Origin of the sequence: Trabulsiella guamensis ATCC 49490, assembly GCF_000734965.1 — a bacterium.
GTDB classification, from domain to species: Bacteria; Pseudomonadota; Gammaproteobacteria; order Enterobacterales; family Enterobacteriaceae; genus Trabulsiella; species Trabulsiella guamensis.
Genome location: NZ_JMTB01000051.1, coordinates 1 through 14,153, shown reverse-complemented (window position 1 = coordinate 14,153; position 14,153 = coordinate 1). Strand labels below are relative to the sequence as shown.

Below are 14,153 nucleotides of genomic sequence, written 5' to 3'. Positions count from 1 at the left end.
GGCCCGGCAAGCGTAGCGCCCCGGGCTGACGTTTATTCCACCGCGAAGGTTTTATCCAGCCGGCTGTAACCCAGACCGTTAATTTTCTTCACTTTGATCTGCACTGGAATGCGCTCTTTCATCGCCTCAACATGGCTGATGACGCCGATGATTTTGCCGCTGGCATTCAGTGCATCAAGCGCATCCAGCGCGGTATCCAGCGTTTCGCTGTCCAGCGTGCCAAACCCTTCATCAAGGAACAGGGAGTCGATCCGCGTTTTGTGGCTGACCAGGTCAGAGAGCGCCAGCGCCAGCGCGAGGCTGACAAGAAAACTCTCGCCACCGGATAGCGTGCGGGTATCACGCACCGCATCGGCCTGCCAGGTATCGACCACTTCCAGCTCCAGCGCGTCGCTGGCTTTGCGCTGCAACAGATAGCGGCCATGCAAGCGGGTCAGTTGATGATTCGCCAGCCACACCAGATTATCGAGCGTCAGTCCCTGGGCAAATTTGCGGAATTTATCCCCTTCTTTTGAACCGATCAGCGCGTTGAGCCAGCTCCAGTCCTCCACCTGCTGCGTAGCCTGGGCGATTTTCTCCATCAGCGCCTGCTGATGCTGCCGGTTGTCGGCATCCTGCTTCAGTTGCTGGCGAATTTCCCCCTGTAGTGAGGTGTTTTCCCGCAGTTGCTGCGTGACGTGCTGCAATTGTTGCTGTAACTCGTCGGGCGGTTGTGTGGCATCCAGCGCGGCAGGGGGTGTTTGCCGGTGCAACTGCAATGCCGCCAGCGCCTGCTCTGCCAGCGTTTGTCCCTGCTGAACGGCTTTTTCCAGTTGCGCTTTCAATTCTTCCAGCGTCTGGCGGGTGCTTTCATCGAGCAAGGCTGCCAGAAAAGCGGGTTGATCGGCAAACGGGCTGGCGGCGAGTGCGTCGGTAAACTGTTTCTGGAGCGCAGCCAGTCGTTCGTTTTCCAGCGCTTCCTGTTGCTGACGCGTTTGCCACTGGCTGTGCAACGACACACAGTCATGATGTACCTGCTGCCAGCCATCAAGCGGTACAGGCTCCAGCGTCTCTTCGGTTTCAGGTTTCGGCAGCGTTTCCAGCAGCGGAACCAGCGCGCCACGCTGTTGCAGGAGCGTCTGTTGTTCCGTTTGCTGCGTCTGCCACTGACGGGCATCTTCACTGCGTGCCGCCAGCCAGTGCGTTTCTTCGCCATCGGCGGGCAGTGTCAGGTTAAACGGGCGGAGCGATTCATTGAGCGCCTGTAATCGAGCCTCGCGTTCCCGCCTCAACTGGTCGTGTTGCTGCGCTAATTCATTGATCTGATTCTGCAGACTGAGCCGCTGGCTTGCCTGCCAGAGCTGCTGCTCTTCATCGTCCTGCTGTTTCAGCCAGCCGGTGATATCATCGGTGGGCGACAGCGTGATCAGCAATTCGCCAGTCACCTGCTGCCATTGCGCCGTCAGCGCATGCGTTTGCTGATGCAGGGTGTCCACCTCCTGCGTGTCGCTTTGCGTCTGTTTCTGCAACGCCTCCAGTTGCCCCCGCAGTGCGGCGCCTTCCTCTTTCAACTGATTGACTTCACGCTCCAGTGCATCGCGGCGGGCCTGGTTCACGCCGGGAACGATGGCCTGATATTCCGCCACTGCCGGATGTTCCGTTGAACCGCACAGCGGGCAGGGCAGCCCGGCCTGGAGACGCGCGCGCTCCGCTTCCAGCTTCACAATGGTCGATTCCTGTTCGCACAAGGTACGCACGTCAATGTATTGCTGATGCTTCTCCTTATAGTGCTGACGGCGCTGTTGCAGCAGGTTTTCCATCTGAGTCTGTTTGTTCTGCCGCGCGATTAACCCCGTCTGCAATCGTTGCAGCCGCTGTTGCAGCGGTAAAAACTGACCGTGCAGGGCGGCGAGATGCTGACGTTGTGGCCGCAGAGCGCTGTGTTGTGCCAGCGCTTGCGCGAGCGCATCGGCGTCCAGCGTCAGGCCGGAATCCGGCAGCGCCTGGCGTTTTTGTTCCAGTTCATGCTGTTTTTGTCGCAGCGAGGCGAGCTGCGCGCCATCCCGCGAAAGCTGAGTGAAAGTGGCCTGCCAGCCGCTCAGCACATTTGCCAACTGGCGAAAGTGCTCGTGCTGCCCGATCCAGTCAGCGACGCGCTTTTCCTGTTCGAGCAAGGCGTTATGCTGCTTTTCGGCGCTGCGCCAGATACGGTCTCTCAGACGCAGCGAGGTGTGTAAGCGAGTATTCACTTCTTCGCTCTGCCGACAAGTATCAGCGACCATCGCCGTCTGCTCCTGCAGGCGCGTCCACAGCGGGCGTAACTGTTCGGCTGGCCGGGAGCGGGTCAGGATTTCCAGTTGTGGCTGCGCCGCTGCCAGCGCCTGTTGCGCGTCGCGTAAGCGGGTCTGGCTACGCTGCTGCTCATTTTCCAGCTCCAGCTGACGGGTGAGCCACTGAAGTTGCGTCTGCAACTGTGCCTGGGCGGTCAGCGTCTGCTGTTCTTCCGTAGTAAGTGCCTGCAAACGTTGCTGTAACGCCTGCTGTTGCTCGTCGCTGAGCATCTGCACACCTGACGCCTGCGCCTGCCATTTTTCCAGTTCGGTACGGGCGTTTTTATGTTTTTCAAACACCATCGACGATATTTGCCCGTAGATTTCGGTGCCGGTCAGTTCTTCGAGCAGTTCTGCCCGCTCTTTGGGTTTCGCATTCAGGAAGGCGGCGAACTGCCCCTGCGACAGCAGCATCGAACGGGTAAAGCGACCGTAATCCAGCCCGGTCAGTGAGGCGGTCAGATCCAGCTTGTCTTTGACTTTGTCGGCCAGAATTTTGCCGTCTTCACAGCGGGCCAGCTCCACACGCGGTGCCTGTAAATTGCCATCCGGCTGATTGCGGGCGCGGTTCTGACTCCAGAACGCGCGATAACTGACGCCTTTCACCTCAAACTCCACCTCCGCCAGACACTCGGCGGTGTCGCGGGTCATCAGATCGTTTTGCGATTGCGAAACGGTGTTCAGGCGCGGGGTTTCGTGGTAGAGCGCAAGGCAGATGGCATCCAGTAGCGTGGTTTTTCCCGCCCCGGTCGGGCCGGTGATGGCAAATAAACCATTGCTGGCGAACGGCTCTGTGGTGAAATCGATTTTCCATTCACCCTTGAGGGAGTTGATATTTTTCAGGCGCAGACTAAGGATTTTCATGTGTTTTCCTCCCTGGACAGGCTGTGCAGGGTTTCATCAAACAACTGCCGCAAGCGCGCCTGTTGGTCTTCTTCCAGCGTTTCCAGCGCCAGGCGGCGGGCAAACACCTCTTCAACCCGCAGTTCGCTCAGGGTTTCACGCTTCTCGCTAGCGATAATCCGCTCCCGCTGTTCGCGGCTGCGGCGGATTAGCAGCACCTCAACCGGCAAGTCCTCTGTCATAGTCTGGATTTTACGTTGCAGATCATGCAGGTATTCGTCGCTGCTGATTTCGATATCCAGCCACACCGGCACGGTTTCCGTACGATTGCGCCACTCGCCAAGCTGAGCGCTGATACTGGCGAAATCGCCTTTGATCACCGCCAGCGGTTGCGTTACTGGTACTTCCAGCGTATCAACCTGCGCCAGTTTGCCGTTGCTGAAACTCACCAGATGAACGCTTTTGCGCTTTCCGGTTTCGTCAAAGCTCAGGGCGATGGGTGAACCGCAGTAGCGGATATGCTCGCTCCCGCCGATCTGCTGCGCGCGATGGATATGCCCGAGGGCGATGTAATCGGCGGCGGGGAAATTCTGCGCCGGAAAGGCGTCGAGTGTGCCGATGTAGATATCGCGCACCGCATCGCTTTTACTGGCGCCGACCGTGGTGAGATGACCGCTGGCGATAATGGGCAGCGTACGATCGCCTCGTAGCGCAACGGCCTGCTGGTGTTGCTGATGATAGTAGTCGGTGATCGCAGCCAGCAGATGCTGCTGTTTTTCACTGCCGGAATGCCCGGCCTGGCTGGTGACAACATCACGCGGGCGCAGGAACGGTACCGGGCAGAAAATCGCCCCCACGGTACCGTCGCGGCGCTTCAGTTCAAAAGGAGCGCAGCCCGCACTGGCAACCACTGTTGTATTCAGAAACGCGAGGATATCGCGCGATTCATTCAGTGTGGCGACAGAGTCATGATTGCCGGCAAGCACCACCAGATGACAGCCAGTGCACTGGAGCTTCACCACAAAGCGGTTATAGAGTTCGCGCGCATAACTTGGCGGCGAACCGGTATCAAAAATATCGCCTGCCACAATAATGGCATCTACCAGCTGTTCTTCTGCCGTCTGAAGCAGCCAGTCAAGAAAAGCCTCGTGTTCGGCGGCACGGCTCTTGCTGTAAAAGTTCTGGCCCAGGTGCCAGTCCGAGGTGTGGATGATGCGCATAGCGGGTCCGTAGCAGTGAAGCGTAACGCCGATTATAAACATTCAACGTATGTGGGGTCGACGAGTGTCATAATCGCCTGCAGTGACTATCATAAGACGGTCATCTTTTCATAAATCTGTCATAAATCTGACGCATAATGGCGCCGCACTCTATAATTGCTACTAAAAATACAGGGTAAATAATGGCGAGACGAATTCTGGTCGTTGAAGATGAAGCACCTATCCGCGAGATGGTCTGCTTCGTGCTGGAGCAAAATGGCTTTCAGCCAGTTGAGGCCGAGGATTATGACAGCGCAGTGAATCAACTCAACGAACCCTGGCCTGATTTGATTCTGCTTGACTGGATGTTGCCGGGAGGCTCTGGGCTTCAGTTCATCAAACACATGAAACGCGAAGCAATGACGCGTGAGATCCCCGTCGTCATGCTCACAGCGCGTGGCGAAGAAGAAGATCGTGTGCGCGGACTGGAAACTGGCGCGGACGATTACATCACCAAACCCTTTTCACCGAAAGAGCTGGTGGCCCGTATTAAGGCCGTGATGCGCCGTATTTCACCGATGGCAGTAGAAGAGGTGATTGAAATGCAGGGGTTAAGCCTCGATCCCACCTCGCATCGCGTCATGACTGGCGAAAACCCGCTTGATATGGGGCCTACCGAATTTAAGCTCCTCCACTTCTTTATGACGCACCCGGAACGTGTTTACAGTCGCGAGCAATTGTTAAATCATGTCTGGGGCACCAATGTGTATGTCGAAGACCGGACGGTCGATGTACACATTCGCCGTTTACGTAAGGCGCTGGAACTGAGCGGTCATGATCGCATGGTTCAAACCGTTCGCGGTACGGGCTATCGCTTTTCCGCTCGTTTCTAAAAATTTGACAGGAGTAGACCCGTGCTGGAACGGCTGTCATGGAGAAGGCTGGCGCTTGAGCTGATCTTATGTTGTATCCCGGCGCTCATTCTGGGGGGGATTTTTGGTTACCTGCCGTGGTTTTTACTGGCGGCGGTGACAGGGCTGTTAGTCTGGCATTTCTGGAATTTATTACGCCTTTCCTGGTGGCTTTGGGTTGATCGTAGCATGACGCCGCCGCCAGGACTTGGTAGTTGGGAGCCGCTGTTATACGGTCTGCACCAGATGCAGATGCGCAACAAAAAGCGGCGGCGCGAGCTGGGAAGCCTGATCAAACGCTTTCGCAGCGGAGCGGAATCGCTGCCGGATGCCGTCATCCTCACTACTGAAGAAGGCACCATTTTCTGGTGTAACGGCCTGGCGCAGCAGGTGCTGGGCTTGCGCTGGCCTGACGACAGCGGGCAAAACATTCTGAACCTGCTCCGCTATCCCGAATTTGCCCATTATCTTAAACATCGCGATTTCTCAAAGCCGCTGAATCTGGTGCTTAATACCGGGCGACATCTGGAAATCCGCGTGATGCCTTACAGCGAGCAACAGTGGCTGATGGTGGCGCGCGACGTCACCCAGATGCATCAACTGGAAGGCGCGCGGCGAAACTTCTTCGCCAACGTCAGCCATGAGTTGCGTACGCCGCTGACGGTATTGCAGGGGTATCTCGAGATGATGCAGGAGCAGACGCTCGACGGCCCGCTGCGCGAAAAAGCCCTGCATACCATGCGCGAGCAGACCTTCCGGATGGAAGGGCTGGTTAAACAGCTGCTGACGTTGTCGAAAATTGAAGCCGCACCGAAAATGGCGATGAACGACCGTATTGATGTGCCGATGATGCTGCGGGTGGTGGAGCGGGAAGCGCAAACGCTCAGCCAGCAGAGGCATATTCTCCATTTTGAGGTGGATGACACATTACTGGTAATGGGTAATGAAGAGCAACTGCGCAGCGCCATATCAAACCTGGTGTATAACGCGATTAACCACACGCCTGCCGGCACGGAGATCACTGTACGATGGGAGCGGGCGCTACATGGCGCGCAGTTCAGCGTGGAGGATAACGGCCCGGGGATTGCTGCAGAGCATATTCCGCGCCTGACGGAACGTTTTTACCGTGTGGATAAAGCGCGCTCGCGGCAAACTGGCGGCAGCGGTCTGGGGTTGGCGATTGTGAAGCATGCGATCAGCCATCATGACAGCCGTCTGGAAATTGAAAGTACCGTGGGCAAAGGCACGCGTTTTAGCTTTATCCTGCCGGAACGTTTGATTGCCAAAAAAGCCGGTTAATGAGGTTAATGTCATCTTTTCTTTCCGGGACCCGCTCAGGCTGGTCCTTTTTATTTGCAGCTGATCTTAATTCTGATGGATTAATGCGCGTCTGATGTTTTTTTGTTCGCATGATTAGCCATATGTTTTTTGTCTTTCTGGCTTAAAACTCTATACTGAAAATTACTATTAGCATAATCATCTGGTTTTACGATCCCTTCTTGCTTTAAAACGTTATAAGCGTTTAAATTGCGCCCTTGCAGACTTTTACACACTGCATTTGCGTGGTAATTCGAAAAACAATTCTTCGCCGCGCGTATTCGGGAGCATTTCCCGCTGAGTTACGCATTTATTGCCGCGGTATTATCCCACCGGGAAAACGCGAATAGTTACATTTTTACAACACCACATCCACAGGCAGTCAGACACTATGACCCATCAGTTAAAATCACGCGACATCATCGCCCTGGGCTTTATGACCTTTGCGTTGTTTGTTGGCGCTGGCAACATTATTTTTCCTCCTATGGTCGGCTTGCAGGCAGGCGAACACGTCTGGATGGCGGCGTTCGGCTTTTTGATTACGGCTGTGGGTCTGCCGGTGCTGACGGTGGTGGCGCTGGCGAAAGTCGGCGGCGGCGTGGACAGCCTCAGTACGCCGATTGGTAAAGTGGCGGGTGTTTTGCTGGCGACGGTGTGTTATCTGGCGGTAGGCCCACTGTTCGCAACGCCGCGTACGGCGACCGTCTCCTTTGAAGTGGGGATTGCACCGCTGACGGGCGAGGGCGCGCTGCCGCTGCTCATCTACAGTCTGGTCTATTTTGCGCTGGTGATCCTCGTGTCACTCTACCCGGGCAAGCTGCTGGATACCGTCGGCAACTTCCTGGCGCCGCTGAAAATCATCGCGCTGCTAATCCTCTCCATTGCGGCTATCGTCTGGCCAGCTGGGCCGATCAGCCACGCGCTGGAAGCCTACCAGACTGCGCCGTTCTCCAACGGCTTTGTGAACGGCTACCTGACGATGGATACCCTGGGGGCGATGGTCTTTGGTATCGTTATCGTTAATGCGGCGCGTTCGCGCGGCGTGACTGAAGCGCGTCTGCTGACCCGCTACACTATCTGGGCGGGCCTGATGGCTGGTGTCGGCCTGACGCTGCTCTATCTGGCACTGTTTCGTCTCGGCTCTGACAGTTCGCTGCTGGTCGAACAGTCTGCCAACGGCGCGGCGATTCTGCATGCATATGTTCAGCACACATTCGGTGGTGCGGGCAGCTTCCTGTTAGCGGCACTGATTTTCATCGCTTGTATGGTCACCGCCGTGGGCCTGACCTGCGCCTGCGCAGAGTTCTTCTCCCAGTATCTGCCGTTCTCCTACCGCACGCTGGTGCTGGTGCTGGGCGTCTTTTCAATGGCGGTGTCCAACCTTGGACTGAGCCATTTGATCCAGATTTCCATTCCGGTGCTGACCGCGATTTATCCGCCGTGTATTGCGCTGGTGGTGCTGAGTTTCACCCGTAACTGGTGGCACAATACAGGCCGCGTGATTGCACCGCCGATGTTTATCAGCCTGATTTTTGGTATCCTTGACGGCGTTAAGGCGTCTGCCTTTGCAGAGGTGCTTCCAGGCTGGACCGCGCGTCTGCCGCTGGCAGAACAGGGGCTTGCCTGGCTGATGCCGACGATGGTGATGGTCGTGCTGGCTGTTATCTGGGATCGCGCCGTTGGCCGTCAGGTAACGTCAAACGCTCACTAATCCGGCGCTGACAGGGTTAATGAACCACGGGGTGTGAAACTCCGTGGTTTTTGTTTTTGATAATTTGGTATTTTTGGCAGTGGAGTCGATGGAAAGTACAAATAAGCTAAAACGCGGGCTGAGCACGCGCCATATTCGCTTCATGGCGCTCGGTTCCGCGATTGGTACGGGGCTTTTTTATGGTTCGGCTGACGCCATTAAAATGGCCGGTCCGAGCGTGCTGCTGGCGTATATCATTGGCGGTGTCGCCGCTTACATCATTATGCGTGCGCTGGGTGAAATGTCCGTGCACAACCCTTCTGCCAGCTCCTTTTCGCGCTATGCGCAGGAAAATCTCGGCCCGCTTGCCGGGTATATCACTGGCTGGACCTACTGTTTCGAAATTCTGATTGTGGCGATTGCCGATGTTACCGCTTTCGGCATCTATATGGGCGTCTGGTTCCCGGCGGTACCGCACTGGATCTGGGTGCTGAGCGTCGTGCTGATCATCTGCGCTATCAACCTGATGAGCGTGAAGGTGTTTGGCGAGCTGGAGTTCTGGTTCTCGTTCTTTAAAGTCGCCACTATTATCATCATGATTGTCGCTGGTTTCGGCATCATCATCTGGGGTATTGGCAACGGTGGTCAGCCCACCGGGATTCACAATCTCTGGAGCAATGGCGGCTTCTTCAGCAATGGCTGGCTCGGGATGGTGATGTCGCTGCAAATGGTGATGTTCGCCTATGGCGGAATTGAAATTATCGGCATCACTGCAGGTGAAGCGAAAGATCCGGAGAAGTCGATTCCGCGCGCAATTAACTCAGTACCGATGCGAATTCTGGTGTTCTATGTTGGTACGCTGTTTGTGATTATGTCGATTTACCCGTGGAATCAGGTGGGTACGAACGGTAGTCCGTTCGTGCTGACCTTCCAGCATATGGGCATCACCTTCGCCGCCAGTATTCTCAACTTTGTGGTACTGACCGCATCGCTTTCCGCCATCAACAGCGATGTGTTTGGCGTGGGGCGAATGCTGCACGGCATGGCGGAGCAGGGCAGCGCGCCAAAGGTGTTTGCTAAAACCTCGCGTCGTGGCATTCCGTGGGTGACGGTACTGGTGATGACCATTGCGTTGCTGTCCGCTGTATATCTCAACTACATCATGCCGGAGAACGTGTTCCTGGTTATCGCCTCGCTGGCAACCTTTGCCACCGTCTGGGTGTGGATCATGATCCTGCTGTCGCAAATCGCTTTCCGTCGTCGTCTGCCGCCGGAAGAGGTGAAAGCGCTGAAATTCAAAGTGCCGGGTGGCGTCGCAACCACGGTGGTTGGTTTGCTGTTCCTGGTCTTTATTATTGCATTGATCGGTTATCACCCGGATACCCGCATCTCGCTGTACGTCGGCGCCGCGTGGATTATCCTGCTGCTGATTGGCTGGGGCATTAAAGCGCGTCGTCAGCGTCAGCTTGCTGAAAATCATTGATTGTTATCGCTCCTTTCTCAAACGGGAAAGGGGCGAATTTCTCATCCCCCGAACTCCTCCCCCAATAAACCATCTGATGATGAGTTATCCTCTTCACTGCTATGGCATGGTGAAAGCATTTTGTAATGAGGGGATCTGACGATGTTGAAGGCCTGGCATCTTCCTGTTGCGCCGTTTGTGAAAGCGCGCCAGGAACGGCTGTCGATTACGCTGTGGCTGCGTGGTGACAATCTTCCGGCACGGGTAACGCTGCGTGCGGAACAGGATAACGAAGAGCTGACGCTGCCGATGCACCGTCTGCGGCGCTCGCCGCACAATGGCGTGGTGGCCTGGCGGGGGGAAATCGATCTCACTCAGGGGCAACCCCGACGTCGTTATAGCTTTAAGTTGCTGTGGGAGAATCGCCAGCTATGGTTTTCGCCGCAGGGCTTCAGCCGCTTCCCTCCGGCAAAGCTTGAACAGTTCGCCCTCGATCTCCCCGATCACGGCCCGCAATGGGTGGCCGAACAGGTATTTTATCAAATCTTTCCCGACCGCTTTGCCCGCAGCCAGTCACGTCAGCATGTGCGGGACGCTGCGCTGCGCGACTGGGATGAACCTCTCACCGCTGAGGGGGCCGGGTCGACGTTCTATGGCGGTGATCTTGATGGCATCAGCGAAAAGCTACCCTACCTGAAAACGCTGGGCGTCACGGCGCTCTACCTGAACCCGGTTTTTACCGCGCCGAGCGTACATAAATACGATACGCAAGATTATCGCCATGTCGATCCGCAGTTTGGTGGCGACGAGGCGCTGTTACGCCTGCGGCATAATACGCGCCAGGAAGGGATGCGATTGATCCTCGACGGTGTTTTTAACCACAGCGGCGAGACGCACCACTGGTTCGACCGGCATCAGCGCACTGGTGGCGGGGCATGTCACAATCCTGACTCGCGCTGGCGCGACTGGTACAGTTTCTCCGACGAGGGCCGCGCACTGAACTGGATGGGCCATCCGACCCTGCCGAAGCTGGACTATCGATCGCCAGCACTGGTGGAGGAGATCTACCGTGGTGAAGATAGTATCGTTCGCCACTGGTTGAGAGAACCGTGGCAGATGGATGGCTGGCGTCTTGATGTGGTGCACATGCTGGGCGAATCCGGCGGTGCGAAAAACAATCTGCAACACGTCGCGGGGATCACCCGGGCCGCCAAAGAGACGCAGCCGGAAGCCTACGTGTTCGGCGAGCATTTTGGTGATGCCCGTCAATGGTTACAGGCGGATGCTGAAGACGCGGCCATGAACTATCGTGGCTTCACCTATCCGTTATGGGGTTTCCTTGCGAATACCGATATCTCTTACGATCCGCAGCAAATTGACGCTCAGACCTGCATCGCGTGGATGGAGAACTATCGCGCCGGGTTATCTCATCAGCAGCAATTGCGGATGTTTAACCAGCTCGACAGCCATGACACCGCGCGCTTCAAGACGCTGCTTGGTAAGGACGTGGCGCGGCTGCCGCTGGCGGTGATCTGGTTGTTTACCTGGCCCGGCGTTCCCTGCATTTACTATGGTGATGAAGTCGGGCTGGACGGCAATAACGATCCGTTCTGCCGCAAGCCGTTTCCGTGGGATAAACGGCAACAGGATGAGAAATTGCTGGCGCTTTATCAGCGCATGGCGAAACTGCGTAAGAGCAGCAAATCACTACGTCATGGTGCCTGTCATGTGGTGTATGCCGAGGACAACGTGGTGGTGTTTCTGCGCGTCTGGCAGCAGCAGCGCGTACTGGTGGCGATCAACCGGGGCGACGCCTGTGAAGTCGTGCTGGAGAAAACGCCGTTGATGGCAGTCAGTGCGTGGCAAGACCGCGAAGGAAAAGGCGTTATTCATGACAATATCCTGATGCTACCAGCGATTTCCGCCACGGTGTGGACGGGCAGTTAAACGTAGAGACCGTTGAGTGTTTCGCCAGTTTTTCCCGAAATGTTTTCTGATTTTCACCGCGTTTGAGTCGCGACTAAGTACAAATAGCATATTTTATGCCACTGTAATGAGACTGCATTCAGCGAAGGTGAACACATGGATGAACTTCTTTTCCTTGGCAGCGTAATACTGTTTTTTGCACTGGTGGTGGTACCGGCGCTTGCCATTATCGCCTTCAGGCGAAGCGGAGCCATGCGGGATGAGCTGGCGGTGTTGCGTCGTCGCATTGAACAACTTGAACAGCAGAAGCCTGAAGCCGTTCCGGTTTCGTCGCCTGTATCGGCTATGCCGGCAGCGCCTGTTCATAAAGCTGAACCCGCACCTGCGCCCGAGCCGCCAGAGCCAGAAATAGTGGCTGCGAAACCCGCCCAGCAGGAAAAACCGGCGGCGTTTGGTGGTCTGGTTTCCTCGCTGGCACGCTGGTTTATGCAAGGCAATCCGCTGGCGAAACTGGGGATTATCCTGCTGTTCCTCGGGCTCTCCTTCCTGATCCGCTATTCCGTTGAACATCAACTTCTTTCCCTCGAACTGCGGCTGACATTAACGGCGCTGGCGGCGGTGGGGCTTCTCGCCTTTGGCTGGTATCTGCGCCATAAACAGCGGGTTTATGCGCTGATCCTGCAGGGTGGTGGCACCGGCGTGCTTTATCTGACAGTTTTTGGTGCGTTCCGTCTCTGGGACATGCTGCCTGTCTCGCTGGCGTTCGGATTGCTGGTGTTGATTTGCGCCACCAGTGTCGGGCTGGCGATCCTGCAAAAAGCGCTCAGTCTGGCGATGCTGGCGAGTCTCGGCGGCTATCTGACGCCGCTGTTGCTTTCCACCGGAAGTGGGAACTATGTGGCGCTTTTCTCGTTTTATCTGCTGCTTTCGGTCGGTATCCTCGCTATCAGCGTGTGGCAGCACTGGCGCGAACTAAATTTGTTAGGGATGTTGTTTACCTTTGGCGTCGGCACCTTGTGGGGTGTTAATTCCTGGAAGCCTGAGTATTACCTCAACAGCCAGCTGTTTCTGATCGCCAACATACTATTGTTTGGCGTACTGAGTGTCATGTTGTCGTTGCGGGCGCAGAACCGCGGTCAGCGGGTGGTGGATGGCATTCTGCTCTTCGCGCCGCCATTGGTGGGCTACGGCCTGCAGTATGGCATAACTCAGCATATGGCATACGGCCCGGCACTGAGCGCACTGGCTTATGGCGGCGTCTATATGCTGCTGGCCTGGCTGGCGCTCAAACGCTTCTCCATTGGTGGCAAACCGCTGGTGCTGGCGGCGCTGGCGCTTGGTGGGGCTTTCGCGACGCTGGCGATCCCACTGGCGCTTTCGGCGCGCTGGACTGCAATGGCCTGGGCGCTGGAAGGCGTTGGGGTGCTGTGGCTGGGTGTACAACAGCAGCAAAGGCGCATGAGTATCAGCGGTACAGTACTGCTGGTACTGGCGCTGGCGAGCGCGATAACCGCTTTCATGCAACCCTCTACTGCGCTCACCATGATGATGATTTCGCTGGTGATGAGCGCCTGCTGGCTGGCGGCGGCATGGCTGTGGCGCTCGCTGCGCCGCGAAGTGAGCTGGGTGCTGCTGGCGGGCGGGATCTGTTTCTGGATCTTCGCGCTTTATCAGGCGGCCGGACTGGCGCTGGAGTTCCGGTCATACGTTTATGCCACCCTGCTGGTGCTGATTGCCGTTTCCGCCTGGGTCTGGCGCTATGCCGGGATCCGTCTGGCATGGGCCGAAGTGGGCTACGCGAAATGGTTGCTGTGGCCCGCCATACTTCTCTTGCTTGACTACCAGATAAGAAATGGCGCCATTTTTACTGCTGGTCGGGAGAGTCTGGTATGGCTGGTGGCGCTGCCTTCAGCGATCCTGCTGTTGCGTCGGGATGATGCGACACTGCGGCGTATCGCCTCACAAGGATTACATTTGTCGCTTTTCTGGATGCTATTGCTGGCGCTCGCCTGGGAACTGTTCTGGTTTATAGGGGCGCTACCGTGGGGAATGGATGCCTGGATGAGCGGTCTTGCCATGGCGGCAGGCGGTATCACTATCGTGCTGGTGGATGTGGCCCTGCGCCGTCGGCTCTGGCCGTTCCGTGTCTGGCCTGAGCTGTATGGCGCGCTGGCGATGACGCCTGTGATCGTTGTGTTGCTGCTGTTGCTGATGGTGGCGAATGTCCAGGACGGCGTGGTATTCCAGCAGCATTATCTGCCACTGATTAACCCGCTGGAAGAGGGGGCAGCGTTCGCACTGTTGGGGCTGCTGGCTTACAGTCGTTTCCCGGTATCTTTTTTCCCGCGTCAGGTCGTCGTTATCCGCCGTGTTATCAGAGTAATGCTGCTGGCGCTAAGTTTCTGGTGGCTAAATGGGTTGCTGCTGCGTGCGCTGGCGCATTTCGGCGGTATTCCCTGGTATCTGGAAAGCCTGTGGCATTCCCGCCTGATTCAG

8 protein-coding genes are annotated in these 14,153 nt (G+C 56.6%); 6 read left to right on the top strand and 2 right to left on the bottom strand.

Features of this window, described 5'->3' with window-relative positions; translation table 11 throughout:
* Nucleotides 1–32: 32 nt before the first annotated feature.
* The gene (gene sbcC / locus GTGU_RS06775) at nt 33–3,173 is read right to left on the bottom strand and encodes an exonuclease subunit SbcC (protein WP_038155179.1); all 3,141 of its coding nucleotides are present in this window, start codon (nt 3,171–3,173) and stop codon (nt 33–35) included.
* Entirely contained in the window at nt 3,170–4,372 is a 1,203-nt protein-coding gene (gene sbcD / locus GTGU_RS06770; RefSeq protein ID WP_038155177.1) for an exonuclease subunit SbcD, read from the bottom strand. Before sbcD ends, sbcC begins: the two co-directional genes overlap by 4 nt.
* Nucleotides 4,373–4,554: 182 nt before the next feature.
* Here sbcD and phoB point away from each other — a divergent pair, with 182 nt between their 5' ends.
* The 6 genes from phoB to GTGU_RS06740 form a co-directional block, all read left to right on the top strand.
* A complete protein-coding gene (gene phoB, locus GTGU_RS06765; protein WP_038155175.1) occupies nt 4,555–5,244 on the top strand; it encodes a phosphate response regulator transcription factor PhoB in 690 nt (229 codons plus the stop codon).
* A gap of 21 nt (nt 5,245–5,265) precedes the next feature.
* Nucleotides 5,266–6,561 (top strand): phosphate regulon sensor histidine kinase PhoR, encoded by a 1,296-nt coding sequence (gene phoR, locus GTGU_RS06760; RefSeq protein ID WP_038155174.1) that lies wholly within the window; start codon nt 5,266–5,268, stop codon nt 6,559–6,561.
* Nucleotides 6,562–6,970: 409 nt separating this feature from the next.
* The gene (gene brnQ, locus GTGU_RS06755; RefSeq protein ID WP_038155172.1) at nt 6,971–8,290 is read left to right on the top strand and encodes a branched-chain amino acid transporter carrier protein BrnQ; all 1,320 of its coding nucleotides are present in this window, start codon (nt 6,971–6,973) and stop codon (nt 8,288–8,290) included.
* An 88-nt stretch (nt 8,291–8,378) separates the two neighbouring features.
* Nucleotides 8,379–9,752: a proline-specific permease ProY gene (gene proY, locus GTGU_RS06750; protein WP_038155171.1), complete on the top strand. Its 1,374-nt coding sequence runs from the start codon at nt 8,379–8,381 to the stop codon at nt 9,750–9,752.
* 141 nt (nt 9,753–9,893) lie between these two features.
* Complete coding sequence (gene malZ / locus GTGU_RS06745) at nt 9,894–11,678, top strand: maltodextrin glucosidase (RefSeq protein ID WP_038155170.1); 1,785 nt, start codon at nt 9,894–9,896, stop codon at nt 11,676–11,678.
* 135 nt (nt 11,679–11,813) lie between these two features.
* Nucleotides 11,814–14,153: DUF2339 domain-containing protein (locus GTGU_RS06740; protein WP_038155169.1), on the top strand; the 2,340-nt coding region annotated here is incomplete at its 3' end.